Here is a 23,608-nt window from a genome sequence, read left to right as displayed (position 1 = left end):
GCCGTGGCCTTTGCCTGGCTCCCGGGTGCCTTGGGCGACATCGCGCATGGCGCGGCCACGACGATCCTGCTGATCGCCGTGACCACGCTGGCCGGCACGCTGCTAAGCATCCTGGGCGCCGCCGGACGGCGGAACGGTCCCGTGCTGCTGCGCCGGGCCATCGGCTGGTATGTCGAGGTGATGCGCAACACGCCGTTCCTGGTGCAGCTGTTCTTCATCTTCTTCGGCCTGCCGAGCCTCGGCATCCGGCTCGACCCGATCCTGGCCGCCATGCTGGCGATGACGCTCAACATGGCGGCCTATACGATCGAGATCGTCGGCGCCGGGCTCGATGCCGTGCCGGGTGGGCAGACGGAAGCAGCCCTGGCTCTGGGGCTCAGGCCCCGCCAGGTGTTCATCAAGATCGTGCTGCCGCAGGCGCTCAAGATCATCTATCCGGCGCTGACCAGCCAGATCGTCATCATGATGCTGGAATCGGCCGTCGTGTCGCAGATCGCGGTGCGCGAGCTGACCTATGAGGCCGATATGCTGCAGGCGCGCACCTTCCGGTCCTTCGAGACCTATTTCGTCGTGACGCTGGTCTATCTCGCAATGTCGATGGCCTTGCGCCGGCTTCTGGTCACCGGCGGGCGCCGTGCGCTCGGAGCGGGCGTGTCATGATCGAGTTCACTTTCTGGGACATCGTGCGCAACCTTCTGCTGGCCACACGCTGGACGGTGCTGCTGTCGCTGGCCGCCTTCGTCGGCGGCGCGCTGGTCGGCATGGCGGTGCTGTTCTTCCGGATCTCCAAGCATAAATGGAGCCGCCGCTTTGCCTCGGGCTACATCGCCCTCTTCCAGGGTACGCCGCTGTTGATGCAGCTCTTCCTGATGTTCTTCGGCCTGCCCATGCTCGGCCTGCGCATCGAGCCCTGGACCGCGGCGGTGCTCGGCCTCACCTTCTTCGCCAGCGCCTATCTCGCCGAGATCTGGCGCTCCGGCGTCGATGCCTTGCCGCGCGGCCAGTGGGACGCTGGCGCCAGCCTCGGCCTGCACTATCTGCAGGAGCTCAGGCTGATCATCCTGCCACAGGCATTCTCGATAACCCGCGCGCCGACGGTCGGCTTCCTGGTGCAGCTGATCAAGTCGACGGCGCTGACCTCGATCATCGGTTTCGAGGAGTTGGTGCGGACCTCCAACGCCATCAACAACGCCACCTTCGAACCGTTCAAGGTCTACGGGCTGGTGGCGCTGATCTTCTTCCTCATGTGCTTCCCGCTGACGCAATATGCCCGTTCGCTCGAAAAGCGCGCGGCGGCCCGCTAGATCCAGGCGGAACAACCGAGGTGGAGTGGACGGCTTGTCCGCGTCTTGCGATCAGAAGGGACAAGCCGCCCCAAGGGCTATTTCAGAGGCAGGAAGAGCTCGACGACCACTTCGTGCAGTGGCCCTTCCGCGAGGCGGGACAGCCGGCGCTGGCAATAGACTGGAAAGTCGCGCACGTCCTCGCCGCTGGCCGGAAGCCATTCCCGATAGAGGTAGAGTGCCGCGGGTTCGAGATTGTTGGTGTTGCCGGGGTAGCGCAGCACCGCGCAGCGTCCGCCGGGGATCACGCCGGCCTTCATCTGCCCGTCATTCTCATCGATCGGCTGATCGGTCCCAACACAAATGTCCATGCTGTAGTCTGCCGCGATTGCGGGCTCCCTTTCGGAACGGAAGACGTTGAAGGTCGGGCTTGTCTCGGGCGACAAGCCCGCCGCCTTGCGCCAGGCGATGAACCGCTGGATGGTGTCCTGGAGTGTCGCCCGGTCTCCGCGATGCTCCATGATCGCCACCGGTGTGGGCGGCACATCGCGGATCGTCACGTCGTCGGGTTCGAAGATTATCTGCATGAGCGTGTTCCTTGCTTTGTCGAAAGGCCCGAAGGCCATGAGCCACGCCCCCCAGTCGGGAGATTTCCGAAACGACGAAGGCGACTGTCCGAACCGTTGCCGAAAGGCGCGGGCGAAGGCATCCGGTGCGTCGTAACCGGCATCCATCGCTATATCGGTGACGCTTTGGGCGTCGCTCGCGGCAAGCCTGTGCGAAGCGCGCTTCATGCGGGCGAGTTGGACATAGCGATGCACGGACAGCCCGAAGGTGGCCATGAACTGCCGGTGGAAATGGAATTTCGAGAACGCCGCGACGCCGCTCAACGCTTCCAGGCCCAGATCGTCGTCCAGATGCTGGTCTATATGGTCCAGCACCCGCTGCATCCGGGCATGATATTTTTCAACGGACGCCTTCACCGTCTCTTCCTCCGTGGCAGCACCAGATAGACGCTCCCAGATATGTCGCGCTCGACCGATCTTGCCATTTTGGCCTCGTCGGTTTCCCTATCTTCACCACGCAACCGTGATTTGCGGTAAGCCGCGCCGCGCCCCAATGTGAGCGCAACGGCTTTCGGGAGGGAGGGGCGTTGGCGATGCAGGCGAAATATCGTGTCGCTCTCGCGGGCCTGTTTGCCTTTTGGATGATACAGCCGGCCGCGGCCGCCGACCAGGCACCCGATCGCATAAGCATACCGGCCGACGGCAAGAACGAGCCGGCGACGCTGGACGCAATGCTGTTCAAGCCGCAAGGGCAAGGGCCATTTCCGGCGGTCGTGGCCATGCATGGCTGCAGTGGCCTATGGAGCAGTAAGAACGGGGCGGAGCTCAGCCCGCGCCATGCCGATTGGGGCCGGCGCCTGGCCGCTCTCGGCTATGTCGTGATCTTTCCGGACAGTTTCGGCTCGCGCGACCTTGGACCGCAATGCAAGAACGGCGACCGCGAGGTCGAACCCTACCGCGAGCGCGTGGAGGATGCCAATGCCGCCCGCCGCTATCTGCAGACGCTGGCCTATGTGAAGCCTGCCGCCATCGCCTTGCTCGGCTGGTCGAATGGCGGCTCGACCGTTCTTTACACGGTCCGGCCGAAGGACCGACCGGAGGCTGGTTCTCCAGACTTCCGCGCGGCGGTTGCCTTCTATCCCGGCTGCAGGGCTCCGGCCGAAAAAGGCGATTGGGCGACCCGTGTGCCTCTGCTGATTGTGATGGGCGAGGCGGACGACTGGACACCGGCCGCGCCGTGTAAGGCGCTGGCCGACGCCAATCCCGACAGCGTCAAGCTTATCCTGTATCCCGGCGCCTATCATGATTTCGACAATGAGGCGCAAAAGCTCCACGAACTGCATGGGCTGGCCTATACCGCCAATGGCGACGGCGTGGCCCATGCCGGACTGAATCCGGCAGCCCGTGCAGCAGCGCTCAAGGACGTGCCCGACTTCCTCGCCGTGCTGAAGCAATAGGCGACATCGGATCAACCTGACTGTCACCGGGCTACGGGGCTACGCGGCCCGAATTATGTGCAAGACAGGAATATTATTCACGGCTAATCTTCCAGCGCTGACCACCGATCCTGAGGGAAACCGCCTGCGGGTGCTGCTCGCAAGCGATTTGATCTGACAGCAGCGGACCTGAATCGGGGAACTGTGGTGATAAGGGTGATCGGAACGGGCTTTGGCCGGACAGGAACGGATTCGATGCGCGAGGCGCTGACGATCCTTGGCTTCGGCCCGTGTCACCACATGTATGAAGTCATGGCCAATGAAGACCAGAAACGGCTTTGGCGCGCTCTGGCCCAGGGCGCGGCGCCAGAATGGAATCAGCTGTTTGCCGGCTATGCATCCTGCGTCGACTGGCCCTCGGCGCACTATTGGCGTGAGCTGATCGACTTCTATCCGGACGCACGGGTCATTCTGACATATCGCTCGCCGGAAAGCTGGTGGGCAAGCTTCGAGGAGACGATCCTGGCAGGCATCAACCAGAGTACGGATCAGGAATCGCTCGGTCTTGCCTTGATCTCCAGGCAGGTCTTCGGCGGCCGGGCGCATGATCGCGCTAATGCCATCGCCGTTTACGAAGCCAATGTAAGGGCAGTCATTGCGACAGTGCCACCGGGCAGGCTGCTGGTCCACAATCTGGGAGACGGATGGGAGCCGCTTTGCCTCCATCTCGGTGTGCCGGTGCCGGACCGGTCGTACCCCAATCGCAACAACACCAAGGACTTCCGGTCGGCTCTCGGACAGAACTAGCTTGCCCCACATCTGCAAGTGTTGATGACCGCTGGCGGCCACCGGCCGTCTGGTTCAATGCCCGAACGCCAGCGGCGGTGCCAACCGATCCCGCCGCAGCCAGCGCGCCAGGAGCAGCGCCGCCACCACCGCCAGCCCCGACGACAGGCCGATCCAGATGCCGACGCCGTGGAAGCCGAAATGGAAGGCGAGCAGCACGCCGAGCGGCAGGCCGAAGCCCCAATAGCCGATCGCGGCATAGATCATCGGCACCTTGGTGTCGTGCAGGCCGCGCAGCATGCCGGCGGCCACCGCCTGCGCGCCGTCGAAGACCTGGAACAGTGCGGCAAACACCAGGAACGACACGGCAAGCGCGATCACCCTGGCATTGGCCGGGTTGGCGAGGTCGATGAAGGCGCTGATCAAGAGATGCGGCCACAGCACCATCACCAGCCCCATCAGCGCCATGAACGAGACGCCGATGACGAACGCGGTCCAGCCGGCACGCGACACGCCCTCCGGATTGCCGGCGCCATGCGCAAGCCCGACGCGAACCGTCACCGCCTGGTTGAGGCCGAGCGGCACCATGAAGGAGATCGAGGCGATCTGGATGGCGATGGCGTGCGCGGCCAGCGAATCCGCGTCGATCAGGCCCATCAACAGGGCCGCCGCGTTGAAGATCGTCACCTCGAAGGCGAGGATGCCGGCAATCGGCAGGCCGAGCCGCAGCAGGCCCTTGAAGCGCGGCCAGTCGGACCGCCAGAAGCGGCCGAACAGGCGGTAGCGCCGGAACCTCTTCTCCAGCATCACCACGAGAGCCATGCCCATGAACATCAGCATGCTGGACAGCGAGGTGGCGAGGCCCGAGCCGGCAATGCCCATCGCCGGAAAGCCGAGATTGCCGAACATGAACACCCAGTTGAACAGCGCGTTGCAGGCGACGGCGACGAAGACGATGATCAGCGCCCAGCCCGGCCGCTCCAGCGCCGAGATGAACGAGCGCAGCACGATATAGCCGTAGAAAGGCAGCACCGCCCATTCCAGCCAGCGCAAATAGATGCCGGCCTGGTGCGCCAGCGCGGGTTCCTGCCCCATCGCCAGCAGGATCGCCTCACCGTGCCAGAGCACGATCCAGATCGGGATCGAGATCAGGATCGCCAGCCACAGGCCCTGGCGCACGGTGCGGCGCAAATCGCGCACCGAATAGCGGCGGCGGCCGAGCTCGGTGGCGATCATCGGGGAGGTCGCCAGCATCAGGCCGAGGCCGAAGATCAGCGGCATGAAATAGAGGTTGGCGCCAAGCGCGCCGCTGGCCAGCGTGTCCGGCCCGAGCCTGCCCATCATCATGACGTCGGTGGCCGTCATCGCGGTCTGGCCGAGATTGGTCAGCACCATCGGCCAGGCCAGCGCCAGCGTCGCCCTGATTTCCTGACGCCAAAGATTTTCCGGCGCGCGAGCGCCGGCTTCGATCGCAGACATTGTTCCGCTCTTTCAAGGTTGCGGCGCATCGGCATAGGCCGGAAGCCGCATTGCAAACGGCAAAACCTTCGGTTTCGCGGCGTTTGCGCCGTCTATTGAACGAAATGCGACATGATGGCAAGGGAGGAGGAGCGGGCACCGATTGAGCCAGCGCCATTCCAGGGGCTACCGTAGCCTCGTTCCCTTGCCGGCCGCTGGCTGCTACGGATTGTCGTGGAGACCGGCAGCCAGCGAACCCGCCGGGAGGAACGGATGGCGTTCAGGCAGCGAAAAAACACGGCCGCGATTCCGCGCACGGCGCCCGCTTTCGAGCACATCGTGACCGAGGCGAGCGACAGTTTCCTGTGGCGGCTCGATGACTATCCCTGGGAGCGCAATGTCTGGAACTTCCATCCGGAATACGAAATCCATCTGCTGCGCAAATCCTCCGGCGTGGTCCTGGTCGGCGATCACATCGGCGAGTTCGGGCCGGGCTACCTGACCATTGTCGGCGGCGGCCTGCCGCATGACTGGGTGACGGCGGTGCAGCCGGGCGAGTTGATCGAAGGCCGCGACATCGTCCTGCAATTCGATGCGCAGAGGCTGCGCGGCTCGGTGGGCCTGCTGCCGGAACTGCGCGAACTGGAGCCGTTCCTGGAGCGGTCGCTGCGCGGCATGGTCTTCCACGGCCGCACGGCGCTGGAAGGCGCCGAGCTGATGGAGCGGATGGGAACCGTGCATGGGCTCGCGCGCCTCTGCCTGTTCCTCGAACTGGTCGACCTGCTGGCCAGGACCGACGAATACGAGCTTTTGTCGTCGCCGGATTTCTCGCCGCTCCTCGACGCCGCCTCGCTCGACATCATCCAGCGCACCCTGACCTATCTGTTCCAGCATTTCGCCGAGGATCTGAAGCTGCCGGACGTTGCCGAACGCGCCGGGATGAGCGAGAGCACATTCTCGCGCTTCTTCCAGAAGAACACCGGCAACTCCTTCAGCGACCACCTCGCCAAGCTCCGGCTCTGGCAGGCCTGCAAGCTGTTGGCCGACACCGATGTCGCGATCACCGACATCTGTTTCCAGGTCGGCTACATGAACATCTCCAACTTCAACCGCGCCTTCCTGCGCAAGCACAAGATGACGCCGTCCTCCTATCGCAAGCTGTCGCGGCAGCGGCTGACGATGCGCGCATAAGCACGGCCTAAATCAGCGGCTTTCACGCGATCGATACTCATGTGACGGACTTCGTTGCAGGGCGCCGTATTTTGCGCTGCACAATGCATAAAAGTACAGGTTTGCTGCAACGGGGCTTCTAGCTTGGCCCGGTTGAACTCCGCATTTTGGCGATGGGTGGCTTGTCGTTCGGGCGATGGTGAGGATCGCGAAGCCCGAGGACTTGCGCTTCCTGCGAATGTTCCTGGAGGAGAAAATCAATGAAACCAATTCGGCTCGCTGCGGGCTTGGGCGCAGCTTTCATGCTTTCCGCTACCGTATCAACCATCGCGCTGGCACAGGCGCCGGTCTGCTCGGCGCCGGTCAAGGTGCTGGCGCAGCCGCGCGACGGCCTGACGCTTCTGGAGGACTCCAAGGCCGAGTTCGAGAAGCTTGCCGGCGCCGGCTTCCAGATCGACTATCTGAACGAAAACGACCGCCGGGCGAAATCGCGCGCCGATGCGTCCACCGTCGGCAATTACAACGTCTACTATGTCGACGAAGCCAATGTCGCATTGTTTGCCTCGTCGAAATGGATCGTGCCGCTGACCGATTATTATCCGGCTGACTATGACTATGCCGACTTCGATCCCGGCCGCCAGAAGGTCGCCACCTTTGACGGCAAGGTCTGGTTCGCGCCGCTGACCGGCGGCGGCGACCTGATGGTCTACCGCAAGGACGTGCTCGAGGCCGCCGGCATCCAGCCACCCAAGACGCTGGACGAGCTGATCGCCGACGTGCCGAAGCTCACCAACCCGGACAAGGGCATGTATGGCATCGCGCTGCGCGGCGCGCGCGGCTCGGGCGCCAATGTCTGGCGCTGGATGCCGTTCTTCAAGGCCTATGGCGGCCAGTGGTTCGATGGCGACAAGCCGGTCTTCAATTCGGACGCCGCCGTCAAGGCGACCGAAACCTATCTGAAGCTGTTCAAGGATTCGGCACCCGGCACGCAGACCGGCAGCTGGGACGAATCGACCGGCGCCTTCCTGTCGGGCCAGGTCGCCATCCTCGTCGAATCGACGCCGCTGTCGGGCATGGCGGTGGACCCGAAGACCTCGCAGGTGGTCGGCAAGATCGGCTTCCTGCCGCCGCCCTCGCCGCTGCCCGGCGGCGGTTACGGCCATGGCCTTGCCATCGCGGCGAAGGCCAATGCCGATGACGCTTCGAAGAAATGCGCCGGCCTGTTCATCGCCTGGGCGACATCGAAGGAAAACGAGAAGCGCCGGCTCGACGCCCACCAGTTCGGCGAGTTGAACCGCACCAGCATCCTGTCCAGCAAGGAGTTCGCCGACATCTACGGCGCCGATCTCGGCCAGGCGCTGGCCGAAACCGGCAAGGTCACCGCGGTCAACTTCTGGCAGGATCCGCGCTGGCCCGATCTCGGCGACCGCTGGGGCATCATCCTCGAGGAACTGGTGACCGGCACCCGGACCGACATCAAGGGCGGCCTCAACGAACTCGACGCCTATGCCAACGAGCTGGCGAAGAAGAAGTAGGGCCATCCTCCCGCCCGTGGCACGCGGTCCGCGGCATTGTCCGCAACGCCGGGACCTGCGCGCCACGGGGAATTTGCCCAACGAGGAAATCATGCCGACACGATCGAGACGCAAGCGAGGATAGATGCCAATGGCCCGACGCACGTCGCTCCCTGTCACCTTCGTCGTTCCGACCATTGCCATCCTTCTGGTGCTGTCGATGGTGCCGACGCTCTACGCCATCGTCATCGCCTTGCAGAATCGCGAGTTGAGCACACCCGATTATTCCTGGGTCTGGCTGTCTAACTTCGTCGACCTCTTCCTCGACCGCCGCTTCCTCAACGCGGTCTGGGTGTCGGTGAAGTGGGAGATCGTCACTGTTGTCGCGACCATGGTGGTGGCGATCGGCCTCGGCGTGCTGATGTTCGAGGTCGCCAGCCCACGCCTACGCAATATCTACTGCCTGCTCTTCATCATCCCGGTGCTGTTGCCGCGCGTCTCGGCGGCCTTCGTCTGGAAGTTCGCCTATCACCCTCTCTACGGCATCGCCACCTATCCCTATAGGCTACTGACCGGTGGGCTAATCTTCGACCCGCTGTCCAAGCCGGCGACGGCCTTGTTCGCCGTCGCTTCGGTCGATGTCTGGCAATGGGGGCTGTTCTTCGCCGTCATCGTGCTGAAACTGCTCGAAACCTTGCCGCCGCAGCCGATCGAGGCGGCGCGGCTCGACCATGCCAAACGCTGGCAGATCCACGCCTATGTCACCTTGCCGATGCTGAAGGCGCCGTTGATCAGCCTGATGTTCGTCAAGATGATCGAATCGCTGCGCTCCTTCGACCTGATCTATGTGATGACCCGCGGCGGACCGGGCGTGGCCACCGAGACGCTCGACATGTACGCCTTCTCGCAAGGCTTCATCGAGTCCGGCAAGGTCTCATACGCCTCGGCCATGGCCGTGCTGATGATGATCGCCACCGTCATCACCTTCACCATGCTGTGGAAGCGGGTGCAGGCATGAGACCGGGTCGCCTGATCGGCAAGGCCATATTGGCGCTGGCTGGATTCCTGGCCGTGTTTCCGCTGCTGTGGACGGCGCTCAATGCGCTGAAGAACAATGTCGACATCATTACCCGCGTGCCGCGCCTGGTGTTCACGCCGACATGGGCCAACATCGGCTACATCCTCGGCCGCGACAGCGTGCTCACCGGGCTCTACAACTCGGTCGTCGCCTGCGGCTCGGCCGTGCTGATCGGCATCGTGCTCGGCCTGCCGGCGGCTTACGCGGTGGCGCGCTATCCCAACCGCTGGGCCGGCGACATCCAGTTCTTCGTGCTGTCGCTGCGCTTCCTGCCGCCGGTGGCGGTCGCCATCCCGCTGATGGTGATCTGGCTGCAGGTCGGCCTCTACGATACTTTGCCGGCGCTGATCATCACCTATTCGTTGCTCACCATCTCGGTGATCATGTGGCTCGCCATCCCCGCCTTCCAGAGCGTGCCGAAAGACATCGAGGAAGCCGCCTTCGTCGACGGCTACGGCGCCTATTCGGTGTTCTGGCGCATCGCGCTGCCCGTGGCCGCCCGCTCCCTGGCAGGGGCGGTCGCCTTCAGCTTCGTGCTGGTCTGGAACGAATTCCTGATCGCGCTGATGCTGTCCAGCTCCAACGCCAAGACCTTGCCGATCGTCGCCTCGGAACTCTCCCAGCAAGGCATGAACGTGCCATGGGGGATTCTCAACGCCTCGGTCGTGCTCCTGTCGCTGCCGCCGCTGCTGTTCCTCGGCGTGCTCAGCGGCTTCCTGAATTCCGTTTTCCGGCAAAAAAAGACTTGATGTGAGGATTTCCCGATGCGGGCACTGGTGCTTGAGAAAAAAGGCGAACTGTCGTTGCGCGAGATCGCGCTGCCGCTCGATGTCGGGCCGGACGACGTCAAGATCGCCATCCACACCGTAGGCGTCTGCGGCAGCGACGTGCACTATTACACCCATGGCGCCATCGGCAGCTATGTCGTGCGCGCGCCGATGGTGCTCGGCCACGAAGCCGCGGGAACGGTCGTCGAGACCGGCGCCAATGTCGAGACGTTCAAGGTCGGCGACCGCGTCTGCATGGAGCCGGGCGTGCCGAACTTGTCGTCGCGCGCGACAAAGCTCGGCATCTACAATGTCGATCCCGACGTCAGTTTCTGGGCGACGCCGCCGGTGCATGGCGTGCTCGCGCCCTATGCGGTGCATCCCGCCGCCTTCACCTACAAACTGCCGGACAACGTCTCTTTCGCCGAGGGCGCGATGGTCGAGCCCTTCGCCATCGGCATGCAGGCGGCAAGCCGTGCCCGCATCGTTCCGGGCGATGTCGCCGTCGTCGTCGGCTGCGGCCCGATCGGCATCATGATCGCGCTTGCCGCCCTGGCCGGCGGCTGTTCAAAGGTGCTGATCTCCGATTTTTCCGCGCCCAAGCTGAAGATCGCCGCGCAATATGCCGGCATCGTGCCGGTCAATATCGGCGAGCGCTCGCTGGCCGACGCGGTAGCCGCCGCGACCGACAATTGGGGTGCCGACATCGTCTTCGAAGCCAGCGGCAGCCCGAAGGCCTTCGCCGATCTGTTCGATGTCGTGCGGCCGGGCGGCGCGGTGGTGCTGGTCGGCCTGCCGGTGGAGCCGGTTGCCCTCAACGTGCCGGCGGCGATCTCGAAGGAGGTCCGCATCGAGACGGTGTTCCGCTACGCCAACATTTTCGACCGCGCCTTGCAACTGATCGCCTCCGGCAAGGTCGACCTCAAGCCGCTGATCACCGGCACCTATGATTTCTCAGACAGCATCGAGGCGTTCGAGCGCGCTGCCCAAGGCAATCCGGAAGACGTCAAGCTGCAGATCCTGCTCACCGGCGAGAAGGGCTGACCATGTCCGCGATCGTTTGCTCCCATGTCGACAAGGCCTATGGCGCCACCACTGTCATCCGCGACCTCAACCTCTCGATCGAGGAACACGAATTCGTCGTGTTCCTCGGCCCGTCCGGCTGCGGCAAGTCGACCTTGCTGCGCATGCTGGCGGGGCTGGAGGACATCAGCGGCGGCGAGGTCTCGATCGGCGGCAAGGTGGTCAACGATCTCGATCCGGGCGACCGCGGCATCGCCATGGTGTTCCAGAACTACGCGCTCTATCCGCATATGACGATCTTCGACAACATCGCCTTCGGCCTGCGGCGCCAGAAGGTGCCGGTGGCCGAGATCCGCAAGCGGGTCGACGCGGTGTCGAGGACGCTCGGGCTGGAGCCCTATCTCGGCCGCAAGCCGGCCGAGCTTTCCGGCGGCCAGCAGCAGCGCGTCGCCATTGCCCGTGCGATGATCAAGACGCCGAAAGTCTTCCTGTTCGACGAGCCGCTTTCCAATCTCGACGCCAAATTGCGCAACCATATGCGTGTCGAGATCGCGCGCCTGCACCAGTCGCTGAAGACCACCACCGTCTACGTCACCCATGACCAGCTGGAGGCGATGACGCTGGCCGATCGCATCGTGCTGCTGAAAGAGGGGGTCATCGAGCAGATCGGCGCACCGGCGGAAATCTACCTGCGCCCGGCCAACATGTTCGTGGCTGGTTTCATCGGTACGCCGAACATGAACTTCGTCGAGGTGACGGTCGGCCGCTCGGGCAATGACTGGACGTTGACCGGCGCGGGAACGGTGCTTTCGATCGAGGGCCGGGGTTTCCATCTGCAGCATGGCGACCGCGCCGTGCTGGGCATCCGGCCGCCGGACCTGAAGACGGCGAATGCCGGCGCCGCCGGCATATTGCAAGGCACGGCCGATCTCATCGAATTCCACGGCAATGACGCGCTGGTGACATTCGGCTCCGGCGGCAAGGAGATTAGCGCGCTGGTTCCGGCACGCGAATGCCCGGCGCTGAATGCCCCTGTCCGCTACACATTCGAGGAAGAGGCCATCCATTTGTTCGACGCGACATCAGGCGCGTCGCTGCGCAAGCAGTAGGCAAAAGCCTACCGGATGGCGTCGAGCGCCTGGCGTTGGCGGTGCATCTCCAGGAAAATCCGGTAGTCGCGGTCGAAGCGGGCGCCGGCTGCCGGGTTGGCGGCCCGCCTCTTGCCGCCTTGCTGCATGGCAAGGCAGGCGGCGTTGAGGTCGGGAAAAAGCCCGGCGGCGGTGGCGGCAACCATGCCGGTGCCGAGCAGCACCGCCTCGTCGGCCAGCGGCTCGACCACCGTGCAGCCGGTGGCGTCGGCGTAGAGCTCCATCAGCAGCGGGTTCTTGGTGTGGCCGCCGGTGACATGCAGCGTGTCGATCAGATAGCCATTCTCGTTCAGCGCCTCCAGCACATGGCGCACGCCGAGCGCGATGCCGACGGCGGTGCGCCAGTAGAGCTTGCAAAGACTGTCGAAAGAGGAATCCAGCGTCAGCCCGCTGACGACGCCGACGGCATGCGGGTCGGCGAGCGGCGAGCGGTTGCCATGAAAATCCGGCAGCACATGCAGGCGCGCGGCGAGGTTGTCGCCCTCGGCGGCGCGCAGTTCGGCGACCCGCCTGGCGATCTTGGCGTGCATGGCGGCGTCCGGCTCGCCGCCGGCGCCGTGCCAGCGGATAATGTGGTCGAGCAGCGCGCCGGTGGCCGACTGGCCGCCTTCCGACAGCCACAGCTTCGGCAGCGCAGCACCATAGTAAGGGCCCCAGACCCCGGCGAAAGGCTGCGGATCGGGCGACATCGCCATGACGCAGCTCGACGTGCCGGCGATCAGCGCCAGATGCCGGCCGATATCCTGATCGTCGCCGGCAAAGCCGCCGAGCACGCCAAGCGCGCCGGCATAGGCGTCGATGACACCGGCGCCGACCCGGCAGTTTTCGCTCAGGCCGAGCTCCGCCGCCGCTTGCGCCGTCAGCGGACCAATGTCGGCGCCGACCGGACTGGCCCGCTCCGGCAGATTGCCGTGCTCGAAAAGGTCGTCAAGGCCGACAATCTCGAAGAAATCGCGCTGCCAGGCGCTTTCCTCATGCGCGAGATAGGTCCACTTCGCCGTCAGCGTACATTGCGAACGAGCCAGCGAGCCGCTCGCCTGCCAGGTCAGGAAATCGGCCAGGTCGAATAGATAGCCGGCTTCATTCCATGTCTTGGGCAGGTTGCGCTTCAGCCACATCAGCTTCGGCGTCGCCATCTCCGGCGACATGACGCCGCCAATATAGTTGAGCACCTCGTGGCTGCTCGCCGTGCATTCGTCGGCTTCGGCAATGGCGCGGTGGTCGAGCCAGACGATGGTATCCCAGCGCTTCTCGCCGGTGGTCGAAACGCTGAGCTGATCGCCTTGCCGGTCGCGCACCACCAGCGAACAGGTCGCGTCGAACGAGATGCCGACAATGTCTTGCGCCGCGACGCCGGCTTTTTCGCGGGCGGCACGCACGGCGGCGCAGACCGCCGACCAGATGTCGCGCGAATCATGCTCGGCATGATCGGGCTTCGGCTGGTTCATGGCGATCGGCCGATCGGCACGGCCGAGCAAGATACCACGGGCGTCGAGAATGCCCGCGCGAGCGCTCCCGGTGCCGACATCGACCGCGCAAACAAACTGTTTCGTCAAGATGCTCTAACTCTCGCTCCCAGGCCTGCAATCAGATCGGGCAATTGCAGCATGTCAGCGAATATAAAGTCCGGTTCACTCGACGCAAGCCGCGCTTTCAAAGCGGGGTTGCAGGCATGAGCGCCGCCGGTGAAGGCAAGGACGCGCATGCCGGCCGCACGCGCCGCCGCGACGCCGGCCGGACTGTCCTCGATAACGAGGCATTTGCGCGGATGCGCCCGCATGCTGGCGGCGGCGTGCAGGAAAAGGTCGGGCGCCGGCTTTCCCTTGGCGACCATGGCTGCGCTGAACAGATGCGGCTCCATCAGCCCGAGCAGTCCGGTGACGTCGAGCGCGTAGCGGATGCGCTCCAGCGTGCCCGAAGAGGCGACGCAGAACGGCAGGCCGAGCTTCGGCAACATCTCCTTGACGCCGGGGATGGGCTTGAGCTCCTCGCGGAATCTTCTCATCAGGTCCACACGCATGGCGGTCAGATGCTGATCGTTGATCTCCAGGCCGAAGTCGCGGGCAAGGATCTCGCGCACGCTTTTCATGCTCTTGCCGAGGAAATGCTCGTAAGCGGCGTCCTCACTGACAGAGCCGCCGGCACGTTCGATCATGCCGAGCAGCGCCGAGACGGAGAGCGCCTCGCTGTCGACCAGAACGCCATCGCAGTCGAAGATGACCAGTTCAGGCGCCATGATGGTTGATAGCTCTCAGAGCTTGCCGGCGATGTAGCGGGTCAGCGTGGCGCGGGCGCCATTGGCCCACAACACGTTGAGCGCGTGGCCGAAGGCCTCGACGAACGCCGTGGCGCGGCCGACATCGCCATAGATGTCCTCCATGGCGAGCCAGGCGGCCGGCGCCTCCTTTGCTGCCTTTGCCGTCGCTTGCAGCCGGTCCCAGCTCGGGTCGTTGGGTTCGATGACGGCGCCGCTGTCTGATGTGCCGAAACAGTAGCGGCACCACAGCGCCGATTCCAGCGCCAGCCCGGCAACGCTCTTTCCGGCCTTCAGGCGGTCGGCGATGGTCGGGATGATGAATTTCGGCTGGCGGTTGGAGCCGTCGAGGCAGAGCCGGCGGATGGTGTCGCCGATCTTGGGATTGGAAAAGCGCTTCTCGATGAGCTGGTAATAGTCCTCCAGCACCGTGTCCGGCACCGGCGGCACCGTCGGGATGATCTCGTCGTGCTCGAGCTTGTCGAGAAAGCCGCGCACCAGCGGCTCCTGCATCGCCTCATGGACGAAATGAATGTCCATCAGCCCGGCCGGATAGGCGATCGTGGCGTGGCCGCCATTGAGAATGCGGATCTTCATCAATTCGTAGGGCGCGACGTCTTTGACGAATTGCACGCCGACCTTTTCCAGCGGCGGCCGGCCATCGGTAAAGCGGTCTTCCAGCACCCATTGCCGGAACGGTTCGCAGAACACTGGCCAAGCGTCCTCGACGCCGAAGTCCTTGGCCAGGATGCCGCGCTCGCGGTCGGTGGTGGCCGGCGTGATGCGGTCCACCATGCCGTTTGGAAAGGCGACGTTGCTGCTGACCCAGTTGGCGAGATCCTCGTCGATCAGCCGCGCCAGACCAATGACGCCGTCCGAGGTGACGTGGCCATTGTGAGGGATGTTGTCGCAGGACATCACGGTAAACGGCACGGTGCCTTCGTCACGCCGGCGCAGCAGTCCTGCCAGGATGATGCCGAACACGGTTTTCGGTGTCGCGCCCGGCTGCGCGTCGGCGACGATATCCGGATGGGCCGGGTTGAAGACGCCCGACGCCGGGTCGATGAAATAGCCGCCTTCGGTGATGGTCAGCGAAACGATCTTGATCGCCGGATCGGCCAGCCGCTCGATGATGCCCGCCGCATCGCCGGGCATCAGGAAATCGATCATGGCGCCGGTGACGCGGGCGCTCATATGGCCCTCATCCTGCTCGACCACCGTGGTCAGCCAGTCCTGCTCTTCGAGCTTGCCGCGACCGATCTTCTCGCCCTCGAAGACGCCGGCCCCGACCAGCGCCCAGTCATGGCCGACACCTGAATTGAACAGATCGTCGAGATAGACCGCCTGGTGCGAGCGGTGGAAATTGCCGACGCCGAAATGCACGATGCCGGCCTTGAGCTTCGAGCGATCATATTTAGGAACGGCAACATTGCCGGGCAGGCTGGAGAGGTTTGAAGACGAGAGTTTCACGGTCATCTGTTTTACCCTTTGGCCGGGCTTCGGCCTCGTTACTCCGCCTCTCTCCGTCCTGTCGGGAAAGGGACGACACATGCCTTGCGAGGCCGATGCGGCCTGTAATGTGAGCCTCTGCTCCTCGCGGAGGGACGAGAAGCAGAGGCCGCCCCCCTCAACTCATCCACTGGCCGCCATCAACATTGTAGGTCTGGGCGACGATGTACTCGGCTTCATCGCTGGCCAGGAAGACGGCCATGCCGGCGAGGTCCTCCGGTTTGCCCATGCGGCCATAAGGCACCCCTTCGCCGACAAGCCGCTTCTTCTCGCCCTTCGGCCGGTTTTCGTATTTGGCGAACAGAGCATCGACCTGATCCCACATGTCGCTGTCCACGACCCCGGGCGCGATGCCGTTGACGTTGATGCGGTGCTTGATCAGGTCGAGCCCGGCCGACTGGGTCAGCGAAATGACGGCGGCCTTGGTCGCGCAATAGACGCCGACCAGCGGCTCGCCGCGCCGTCCGGCCTGGCTCGCCATATTGATGATCCTGCCGCCCTTGCCCCGCGCGATCATCGAGCGGGCCGCCGCCTGCAGCATGAACAGCGTGCCGGCGACATTGACGGAGAACAGTTTTTCATAGCTCGCCCGCGAAATCTCGACGATCGGCGCCAGATCGAACAGAGCGGCGTTGTTGATCAATATGTCGAGGCCGCCGGTCCTCGTTTCCACTGCCTTCACCGCGGCGTCGATGGAGGCCTGATCCGTGACATCGAGTTTGACCGCATAGGCATTGTCGCCGATCTCTGCCGCCGTCTTTTGCGCGGCCTCGAGATTGATGTCGGCAATGGCAACGATAGCGCCTTCGCGCGCATAGGCTTCGGCGAAGGCCTTGCCGATGCCACGCGCCGATCCCGTGATCAGCGCCGATTTGCCTTTCAGCCTCACGTCGCCATCGCCTTGCCGTCGGGGCCGAAGCGATGGAGCTTGGCCTTGTCGGGCGTGAGATAGATGGTATCGCCATGATGCACGGCCAGTTCGCCGTCGGCACGCACCGTCAGCGGGCCGACGCCGTCGGCCTGGACATGCAGGAAGGTGTCGGAGCCAAGGTGCTCGGCTACGCCGACAGTGGCCTTCCATTCGCCCGCCGTGGTCGAAATCTGCATATGCTCGGGGCGGATGCCGATGGTCTTGGCGCCATATTTGGCCGCCGGCGCGCCTTCCACCAGGTTCATCTTCGGCGAGCCGATGAAGCCGGCGACGAACAGATTGCGCGGCGTCTTGTAGAGCTCCATCGGCGAGCCGACCTGCTCGATATTGCCGGCGTTCAGCACCACAATCTTGTCGGCCATGGTCATGGCCTCGACCTGGTCATGGGTGACGTAGATCATGGTCGTCTTGAGCTGGTGGTGCAGCTCGCTGATCTCCAGCCGCATCGTGCCGCGAAGGGCTGCGTCGAGATTGGACAGCGGCTCGTCGAACAGGAAGGCCGAGGGCTGGCGCACGATGGCGCGGCCGATGGCGACGCGCTGGCGCTGGCCGCCGGAGAGCTGGCCGGGCCGGCGTTCGAGATAGTTGGTGAGGTTCAAGACGCGCGCCGCGTCCTTCACCTTCCGGTCGATGGTCGCCTGGTCCTCGCCCGCCATCTTCAGCGGGAAGGCAATGTTCTTGGCCACCGTCATATGCGGGTAGAGCGCGTAGGACTGGAACACCATGGCGAGCTTGCGCTTGGCCGGCGCCTCGCCGGTGACGTCGCGGCCGTCGATGTTGATGGTGCCGCCGCTGGTGTCCTCCAGCCCGGCGATCAGCCGCAGCAGCGTGGACTTGCCGCAACCCGACGGGCCGACGAAGACGACGAACTCGCCATTCTCGATCACCAGGTCAATGCCTGGAATGATGACCGTCGACCCGAACGATTTGGAGACGTTCTTGAGCGTGATGTTTCCCATGGTTTCCTCCCCGAGGGGTTATTGTCCGACGTTCTTGAGCGTCACGTTAGGTCACGGCTTACTTACTTCACGGCGCCGAAGGTCAGGCCGCGCACCAGCTGCTTCTGGCTGAACCAGCCCATGATCAGTATCGGCGCGATCGCCAGCGTCGAGGCCGCCGAAAGCTTGGCCCAGAACAGGCCTTGCGGGCTGGAGAACGAACTGATGAAGGCGGTCAGCGGCGCTGCTTCCGTGGTGGTGAGCCGGATCGTCCAGAACGCCTCGTTCCAGGCCAGGATGATGTTCAAGAGCATGGTCGAGGCGATGCCGGGCACCGCCATCGGGGTCAGCACATAGATGATCTCGTTCCACAGCGAGGCGCCGTCCATGCGCGCCGCTTCCAGGATCTCGCCCGGGATCTCGCGGAAATAGGTGTAGAGCATCCACACCACGATCGGCAGGTTGATCAGCATCAGCATGACCATCAGGCCGATGCGGCTGTCGAGCAGGCCGGTGTCGCGGAAGATCAGGTAGATCGGGAACAGCACCGCGACCGCCGGCATCATCTTGGTGGACAGCATCCACATCAGAATGTCCTTGGTCCGCTTGGTCGGCGAGAACGCCATCGACCATGCCGCCGGAATGGCGACCAACAGGGCCAGGACGGTCGATCCGACAGAGAGCAGCACCGAGTTGAAGAAGAACTTGAAATAGCCGCTCTGCGCCTGAACCTCGGTATAGCTCTCGAAAGTTCCCGACGGGATCAGCGCGAAGCCCTGGATCGCCTCCTGTTCCGACTTGAACGAGGTGATGATGGTGTAGAGGATCGGGAAGAAGATCAGCAGGGCGACGATCCAGGCCGCAACCGTCGCGATCGTCTTGTGCTGGGTGGTGACTGCACGGGCCATCTTGTCCTCCCTTACTTGTCGAGGTTCTTGCCGACCGCGCGCATGGCGAAGAAGGCGACGATGTTGGCGAGAATGACGGCGATCACACCGCCCGCGGATGCCTGGCCGATTTTGAACTCCAGCAGCGCCTTCTGGTAGACGAGGAAGGGCAGGTTGGTGGAGGCGTAGCCGGGGCCGCCATTGGTTGTGACGAGGATCTCGGCATAGACCGAGAGCAGGAAGATCGTCTGGATGAGGATGACGACGGTGATGGCGCGCGACATGTGCGGCAGCGTCAGATAGATGAAGCGGCTGATGAAGCCGGCGCCGTCCATTTCGGCGGCTTCCTTCTGCTCGCCGTCAAGCGACTGCAGCGCGGTCAACAGGATCAGCGTCGCGAAAGGTAGCCACTGCCAGGCGACGATGATGATGATCGCCGTCATCGGATGTTGCCCGAACCAGTCGATCGGTTGCGCCCCGAAGAAGCGCGCTATGTCGGCGAACACCCCGTATTGCGGGTGCATGATCATGTTCTTCCAGACTAGTGCGGCCACCGGCGGCATGACGAAGAACGGCGAGATGACGAGGATGCGCACGATGCCTTGTCCCCACATCGGCTGGTCGATCAACAGCGCCAGCAGGATGCCGCCGATCACCGTGATCAGCAGCACGCTGATCACCAGGATCAAGGTGTTGAGGATCGACTGCAGGAAGGCCGGATTGGAATAGAACAGCGCGTAATTGGAGAAGCCGACGAACCCGTCGCGGATCGGGTTGAGCGGATTGTACTGCTGGAAGGAGAACCAGATGGTGATGACCAGCGGCACGATCATCCAGACGAACAGCAGCACGACGGATGGTGCCATCATGAAACGGGCAAGCGAACGGGTCTGCTGAGTAGCCATGACGGTCACCCTTCAATGGTCAGACTGAATTTTCAGAGGCGTTGAAGGCGGCCGCCCGAGCTGGGAACTCGGGCGGCCGTTGCCGGTCGAGGAGGCAACCGGCATTCGGCACCGGGAGGAGCCTTACTTGATATACCCGCCTTCGGTCATCGCCGCGGTGGCGGCGTCCTGGGCCTGCTTCAGCGCATCGTCGACGCTCGACTGGCCGGCAAGAGCCGCCGAGAAGAGCTGGCCGACCGTGGTGCCAAGCCCCTGGAATTCAGGGATGGCGACGAACTGGACGCCGACATAGGGCACCGGCTTGACGGTCGGATGCGTCGGGTCGGCGGCGTTGATGGAGTCCAGCGTCATCTTGGCGAACGGAGCCGCCTTCTGGTACTCGGCATTGGCGTAGAGCGAGGAGCGCGTGCCCGGAGGGACGTTGGCCCAGCCTTCCTTGGAAGCGACGAGTTCGGCGTAGTGCTTGCTGGTCGCCCATGAGACGAATTTCTCGGCCGCGTCAGCCTTCTTGGTGCCGGCCGGAATGGCCAATGACCACGCCCACAGCCAGTTGCCGCGCTTGCCGAGGCCATTGTCGGGCGCCAGCGCATAACCGACCTTGTCGGCGACCTGGGATGCCTTGGGATCGGAGACGAAGGACGCCGCGACGGTGGCGTCGATCCACATGCCGCACTTGCCCTGCTGGAACAGCGCCAGGTTCTCGTTGAAGCCGTTGGAAGAGGCGCCCTCGGGGCCGTCGGCCTTCATCAGGTCGACATAGAACTGCAAGGTCTTCTTCCACTCGGGCTGGTCGAATTGCGGCTTCCAGTTCTCGTCGAACCAGCGGGCGCCGAAGGAGTTCGACATGGCGGTCAGGAAGGCCATGTTCTCGCCCCAGCCGGCCTTGCCGCGCAGGCACACGCCGTTCACGCCATTGGCGCGGTCGGTCATCTTGTCGGCGGCCTGCTTGATGAAATCCCAGGTCGGCGCGTCGGGCATCTTCAGTCCGGCTTTCTCCATCAGGTCCTTGCGGTACATGACGAAGGAGCTTTCGCCATAGAAGGGCGCGGCATAGAGCTTGCCGTCGACCGAAAGACCGCCGGCGATGGCCGGGATGATGTCCTTGGCGTCATAGTCGTCGCCGAGCTTGTCGAGCGGCAGCAGCCAGCTCTGCTTGGCCCAGATCGGAACCTCGTAGGTGCCGATGGTCATCACGTCATACTGGCCGCCCTTGGTGGCGATGTCGGTGGTGACGCGCTCGCGCAGCACGTTCTCTTCAAGCGTGACCCAGTTGAGCTGGATGTCGGGGTTGGCCTTGGTGAAGTCGTCGGTCAGCTTCTGCATGCGGACCATATCGCCATTGTTGACCGTGGCGATGGTGATGGATTCGGCATGTGCGGCAAAGGCGAGAGCGCTGGCCGACAACAAGCCCAGGGTGAGCGTACGCAGTTTCATCAAATTCCTCCCATGAACCAAGATGAGCATTTGCCTTGGCTGTGAGCAATTACTCACTTGCCGTGAATTATGTCAAGCCGGATTCGATGCTGCAGCGCAGCACCGGACCTGCCGATGGACAGACAAAGACAGGCTTGTCCGCCCCTGATATCAGGCGGCGGGACTGGAAGGGCCGGAGGATTGAATCGGGAGAAACGCGCCTGTCAGCAGGCGATCTCGGCCAGCAGCCAGTCGCGGAAGGCGCGGATCTTCGGCACGTTGCGGCGTGCTTCGGGATAGACCAGCCAATAGGCGTGGCCGTCATCGCCGACCAGGTCGAAAGGCTGGATCAGGCGGCCGTCGGCAAGTTCCGCCTTGAACAGCGCCCGGGTCAGGATCGCCACGCCATGGCCCGCGATAGCCGCATTGGCCTCATAGGCCTGCGCGCCCATGCTGCTGCCGGGCCGCTTGGCAAGATCATGCGCATGCACGCCGGCCGTCTCGAACCATTGCGTCCACCAGACATCGCCCGGATCGAGGATCGGCAGCCGCAAGAGGTCGGCCGGCTCCTTGACGCCGCCAATGCTGGCCGCGAGCTTCGGGCTCAGCATCGGCGTGAAATCGGCGTCGAGCAGCTTGTGGGCCTCCAGACCCGGCCATTTGCCGCTGCCCGAGCGGATGGCGAGATCGACATCCTCGCGGGCGAAATCCGTCAGACGGCTCGATGTTTCGAGCCGCACGGCAAGTGCTGGATGAGCCATCTGGAACGAACCCAGATGATGAGCCAGCCAGTTCGAGGCGAAGGTCAGCACGGTGGTGACGCACAGCAGCCCGTCCGCGCCACCGCGCGCGGCGGCATAGGCCTGGCTAAGAATGGCAAAGGCCTCGCTGACCGCCGGCGCCAGCCTTTGGCCGGCTTCGGTCAGCTCGATTTGCCGCGGCCGCCGCAGGAACAGCGGTGCGCCGACGCGCTCTTCCAGCACCTTGATCTGATAGCTGACGGCGGCCTGTGTCATGGCGAGTTCCACGGCGGCCTTGGTGAAGGAAAGATGCCGCGCCACCGCTTCGAACACCCGGATCGCCTGCAGCGGTGGCAGTTGCGAAACCTGCGGTGAGCTCAGATCCGGCATAAAGGCTCCTTATGGGTCCTTATCGACGTTCGATTGGCAAAGCTGGCCAGCAAGACCGACATTCACTGTCAACCCGTCATTCGGGTCCAGGATAGCGAAGGTTGACGATCATGACCATGGCGCAGCAAAAATGCACTCCCGCTCCCGATCACCGCTGGATTTCGTGGCTTGCGGACGGATTCGGCTGGTTCGCGAGCAAAAGAAAGGCCCGTCTCGACATCAGGGACCTGTCGCCCCATCTGCAGCGCGACCTCGGTTTCCTCGATGGCAACGACCCTTTCGGCCGGCACAAATAGACTTGCTGGTTTTATCGCCAGGCAGCCGCCGCGACCGTATCCGGCAGGCGCTGCCGCGTCCCGGTCAGATGCTGGCCAGCAAAGCGGTCGCCGTCCGTTCGTCGGTGATGAGACCATTGACCAGCCGGCGGTTCACGGCCGCCAGGATGCCCGGCAGCTTGCGCTCGCCCATGGCCAGCGCAATGACCAGCGACTTCTCGCGCGACGGCAGCGATGCCGACGACACCCGGTCGTTGGTGATGCCCTCGATCATGCGGCCTTCCCGGTCGAACACCCAGCCGACGATCTCGGCGATGCCGCCAGCCTTCTGCAGGGCCTTCAACTCGCTTTCGGAAATGAAGCCGTCCTCGTAGAGCGGCGCCTTCGGACCGAGATCGCCAATGCCGATGAAGGTGACGTCGGCTTCCGCCGCAAGCGCCAGCGTTGGCTGGATCATCGGCTGGTTGAGCAGCATCTCGCGCTCCTGCGGCGAGGAGGCGATGACCGGCAGCGGCATCGGGAAGGAGCGCGCCTTGACCCGGTCGGCCATGGTGAAGATGACGTTGTAGAAGGCGGCCGAGCCGTCCGGCGAAATGTTGCCGGTCAAGGACACCACCTTGTGCTGCGGGCATTCCATCGGCGGCAGTTGCTCGATCGCCGCCTTCAGCGTGCGTCCGGTGCCGATGCCCATGACGATCGGCGTCGGCGACCGCAGCCGCCGCTCGATCTCCGCGGCCGCCGCTTCGGCGATGCCGATGGTGGTGGAGGATGAATTCGGATCACTCGGCACCACTTCGACCAGGTCGAGTGCGAAACGCGATTTCAGCCGGGCGGCGAGGTCAAGGCAGTTGGCGATCGGATGATCGACACGGACCTTGATCAGGCCTTCCGACACCGCCAGCGACACCAGCCGCTGCGCCGTCTGCCGTGAAATGCCGAGCGTGGCGGCGATCTGGTCCTGTGTGTTACCGGCGACATAATAGAGCCATCCGGCGCGCGCCGCGTCGTCCAGCCTGTTGCTGCCGCCATCCTGCCGGGTATTCACGTCCTGCCTCCGCAAACCGCTGCTCACAGGAGCGGTCCGCTCCCAGTTTCGCAGGGAACGGCCTCCTGCGCAATTGTCAATCTCAAGGGCAA

Annotated in this window: 23 protein-coding genes; 11 read left to right on the top strand and 12 right to left on the bottom strand. The window is 64.0% G+C overall.

Annotated elements, in window-relative coordinates; genetic code table 11:
- Positions 1-3 precede the first annotated feature (3 nt).
- Complete coding sequence (locus D3242_RS21030) at positions 4-660, top strand: amino acid ABC transporter permease (protein WP_038651267.1); 657 nt, start codon at positions 4-6, stop codon at positions 658-660.
- Positions 657-1,304, top strand: a complete 648-nt coding sequence (locus tag D3242_RS21025; RefSeq protein ID WP_064985248.1) for an amino acid ABC transporter permease — start codon at positions 657-659, stop codon at positions 1,302-1,304. Before D3242_RS21030 ends, D3242_RS21025 begins: the two co-directional genes overlap by 4 nt.
- A gap of 77 nt (positions 1,305-1,381) precedes the next feature.
- On the opposite strand, the gene D3242_RS21020 is transcribed toward D3242_RS21025, so the two are convergent.
- Entirely contained in the window at positions 1,382-2,233 is an 852-nt protein-coding gene (locus D3242_RS21020; protein ID WP_019862504.1) for an AraC family transcriptional regulator, read from the bottom strand.
- 209 nt (positions 2,234-2,442) lie between these two features.
- Here D3242_RS21020 and D3242_RS21015 point away from each other — a divergent pair, with 209 nt between their 5' ends.
- Positions 2,443-3,306 (top strand): dienelactone hydrolase family protein, encoded by an 864-nt coding sequence (locus D3242_RS21015; RefSeq protein ID WP_064985246.1) that lies wholly within the window; start codon positions 2,443-2,445, stop codon positions 3,304-3,306.
- 183 nt (positions 3,307-3,489) lie between these two features.
- Positions 3,490-4,092 carry a sulfotransferase family protein gene (locus D3242_RS21010; protein ID WP_064985244.1) on the top strand — a complete coding sequence of 201 codons (603 nt, stop codon included), beginning with the start codon at positions 3,490-3,492 and terminating at the stop codon, positions 4,090-4,092.
- 54 nt (positions 4,093-4,146) lie between these two features.
- On the opposite strand, the gene D3242_RS21005 is transcribed toward D3242_RS21010, so the two are convergent.
- Positions 4,147-5,550 (bottom strand): MATE family efflux transporter, encoded by a 1,404-nt coding sequence (locus D3242_RS21005; RefSeq protein ID WP_064985242.1) that lies wholly within the window; start codon positions 5,548-5,550, stop codon positions 4,147-4,149.
- 252 nt (positions 5,551-5,802) lie between these two features.
- On the opposite strand from D3242_RS21005, the gene D3242_RS21000 reads away from it, so the two are divergent.
- The 6 genes from D3242_RS21000 (at position 5,803) to D3242_RS20975 (ending at position 12,190) form a co-directional block, all read left to right on the top strand.
- On the top strand, positions 5,803-6,720 hold the full coding sequence (locus D3242_RS21000; RefSeq protein WP_064985415.1) for an AraC family transcriptional regulator: 918 nt from the start codon (positions 5,803-5,805) through the stop codon (positions 6,718-6,720).
- Between the two features lie 239 nt (positions 6,721-6,959).
- On the top strand, positions 6,960-8,234 hold the full coding sequence (locus D3242_RS20995) for an ABC transporter substrate-binding protein (RefSeq protein ID WP_027047615.1): 1,275 nt from the start codon (positions 6,960-6,962) through the stop codon (positions 8,232-8,234).
- A gap of 130 nt (positions 8,235-8,364) precedes the next feature.
- Positions 8,365-9,231 (top strand): carbohydrate ABC transporter permease, encoded by an 867-nt coding sequence (locus D3242_RS20990; protein WP_027047616.1) that lies wholly within the window; start codon positions 8,365-8,367, stop codon positions 9,229-9,231.
- Positions 9,228-10,040 carry a carbohydrate ABC transporter permease gene (locus D3242_RS20985; protein ID WP_064985241.1) on the top strand — a complete coding sequence of 271 codons (813 nt, stop codon included), beginning with the start codon at positions 9,228-9,230 and terminating at the stop codon, positions 10,038-10,040. Before D3242_RS20990 ends, D3242_RS20985 begins: the two co-directional genes overlap by 4 nt.
- A 15-nt stretch (positions 10,041-10,055) precedes the next feature.
- Positions 10,056-11,102: an NAD(P)-dependent alcohol dehydrogenase gene (locus tag D3242_RS20980; protein ID WP_019862512.1), complete on the top strand. Its 1,047-nt coding sequence runs from the start codon at positions 10,056-10,058 to the stop codon at positions 11,100-11,102.
- A gap of 2 nt (positions 11,103-11,104) precedes the next feature.
- Complete coding sequence (locus tag D3242_RS20975; protein WP_019862513.1) at positions 11,105-12,190, top strand: ABC transporter ATP-binding protein; 1,086 nt, start codon at positions 11,105-11,107, stop codon at positions 12,188-12,190.
- A gap of 8 nt (positions 12,191-12,198) precedes the next feature.
- Here the strand turns inward: D3242_RS20975 and D3242_RS20970 are convergent, their stop codons facing one another.
- The 9 genes from D3242_RS20970 to gcvA all read right to left on the bottom strand — a co-directional run bounded on the left by D3242_RS20970 (position 12,199) and on the right by gcvA (position 22,196).
- The gene (locus D3242_RS20970) at positions 12,199-13,785 is read right to left on the bottom strand and encodes an FGGY-family carbohydrate kinase (protein WP_064985239.1); all 1,587 of its coding nucleotides are present in this window, start codon (positions 13,783-13,785) and stop codon (positions 12,199-12,201) included.
- Positions 13,782-14,465: an HAD family hydrolase gene (locus D3242_RS20965; protein ID WP_064985238.1), complete on the bottom strand. Its 684-nt coding sequence runs from the start codon at positions 14,463-14,465 to the stop codon at positions 13,782-13,784. The genes D3242_RS20970 and D3242_RS20965 overlap by 4 nt, the downstream gene beginning before the upstream one ends.
- A 15-nt stretch (positions 14,466-14,480) precedes the next feature.
- Positions 14,481-15,959: a mannitol dehydrogenase family protein gene (locus D3242_RS20960; RefSeq protein WP_064985236.1), complete on the bottom strand. Its 1,479-nt coding sequence runs from the start codon at positions 15,957-15,959 to the stop codon at positions 14,481-14,483.
- 151 nt (positions 15,960-16,110) lie between these two features.
- Positions 16,111-16,881: an L-iditol 2-dehydrogenase gene (locus D3242_RS20955; RefSeq protein WP_064985234.1), complete on the bottom strand. Its 771-nt coding sequence runs from the start codon at positions 16,879-16,881 to the stop codon at positions 16,111-16,113.
- Complete coding sequence (locus tag D3242_RS20950) at positions 16,878-17,882, bottom strand: ABC transporter ATP-binding protein (protein WP_019862520.1); 1,005 nt, start codon at positions 17,880-17,882, stop codon at positions 16,878-16,880. Before D3242_RS20950 ends, D3242_RS20955 begins: the two co-directional genes overlap by 4 nt.
- A 62-nt stretch (positions 17,883-17,944) precedes the next feature.
- The gene (locus D3242_RS20945; protein WP_019862521.1) at positions 17,945-18,769 is read right to left on the bottom strand and encodes a carbohydrate ABC transporter permease; all 825 of its coding nucleotides are present in this window, start codon (positions 18,767-18,769) and stop codon (positions 17,945-17,947) included.
- Between the two features lie 11 nt (positions 18,770-18,780).
- Positions 18,781-19,653 (bottom strand): carbohydrate ABC transporter permease, encoded by an 873-nt coding sequence (locus D3242_RS20940; protein WP_027047618.1) that lies wholly within the window; start codon positions 19,651-19,653, stop codon positions 18,781-18,783.
- A 123-nt stretch (positions 19,654-19,776) separates the two neighbouring features.
- Positions 19,777-21,087 (bottom strand): ABC transporter substrate-binding protein, encoded by a 1,311-nt coding sequence (locus D3242_RS20935; protein ID WP_019862523.1) that lies wholly within the window; start codon positions 21,085-21,087, stop codon positions 19,777-19,779.
- Positions 21,088-21,290: 203 nt separating this feature from the next.
- The gene (gene gcvA, locus D3242_RS20930; RefSeq protein ID WP_064985233.1) at positions 21,291-22,196 is read right to left on the bottom strand and encodes a transcriptional regulator GcvA; all 906 of its coding nucleotides are present in this window, start codon (positions 22,194-22,196) and stop codon (positions 21,291-21,293) included.
- 110 nt (positions 22,197-22,306) lie between these two features.
- Here gcvA and D3242_RS20925 point away from each other — a divergent pair, with 110 nt between their 5' ends.
- Positions 22,307-22,492: a hypothetical protein gene (locus D3242_RS20925; protein WP_038653650.1), complete on the top strand. Its 186-nt coding sequence runs from the start codon at positions 22,307-22,309 to the stop codon at positions 22,490-22,492.
- A 64-nt stretch (positions 22,493-22,556) separates the two neighbouring features.
- On the opposite strand, the gene D3242_RS20920 is transcribed toward D3242_RS20925, so the two are convergent.
- Positions 22,557-23,516 (bottom strand): sugar-binding transcriptional regulator, encoded by a 960-nt coding sequence (locus D3242_RS20920; protein ID WP_010912814.1) that lies wholly within the window; start codon positions 23,514-23,516, stop codon positions 22,557-22,559.
- Between the last annotated feature and the right edge of the window lie 92 nt (positions 23,517-23,608).

The organism is Mesorhizobium jarvisii (assembly GCF_003601985.1).
Taxonomy (GTDB): domain Bacteria; phylum Pseudomonadota; class Alphaproteobacteria; order Rhizobiales; family Rhizobiaceae; genus Mesorhizobium; species Mesorhizobium jarvisii.
This window is presented reverse-complemented; position numbering and strand designations above follow the sequence as displayed.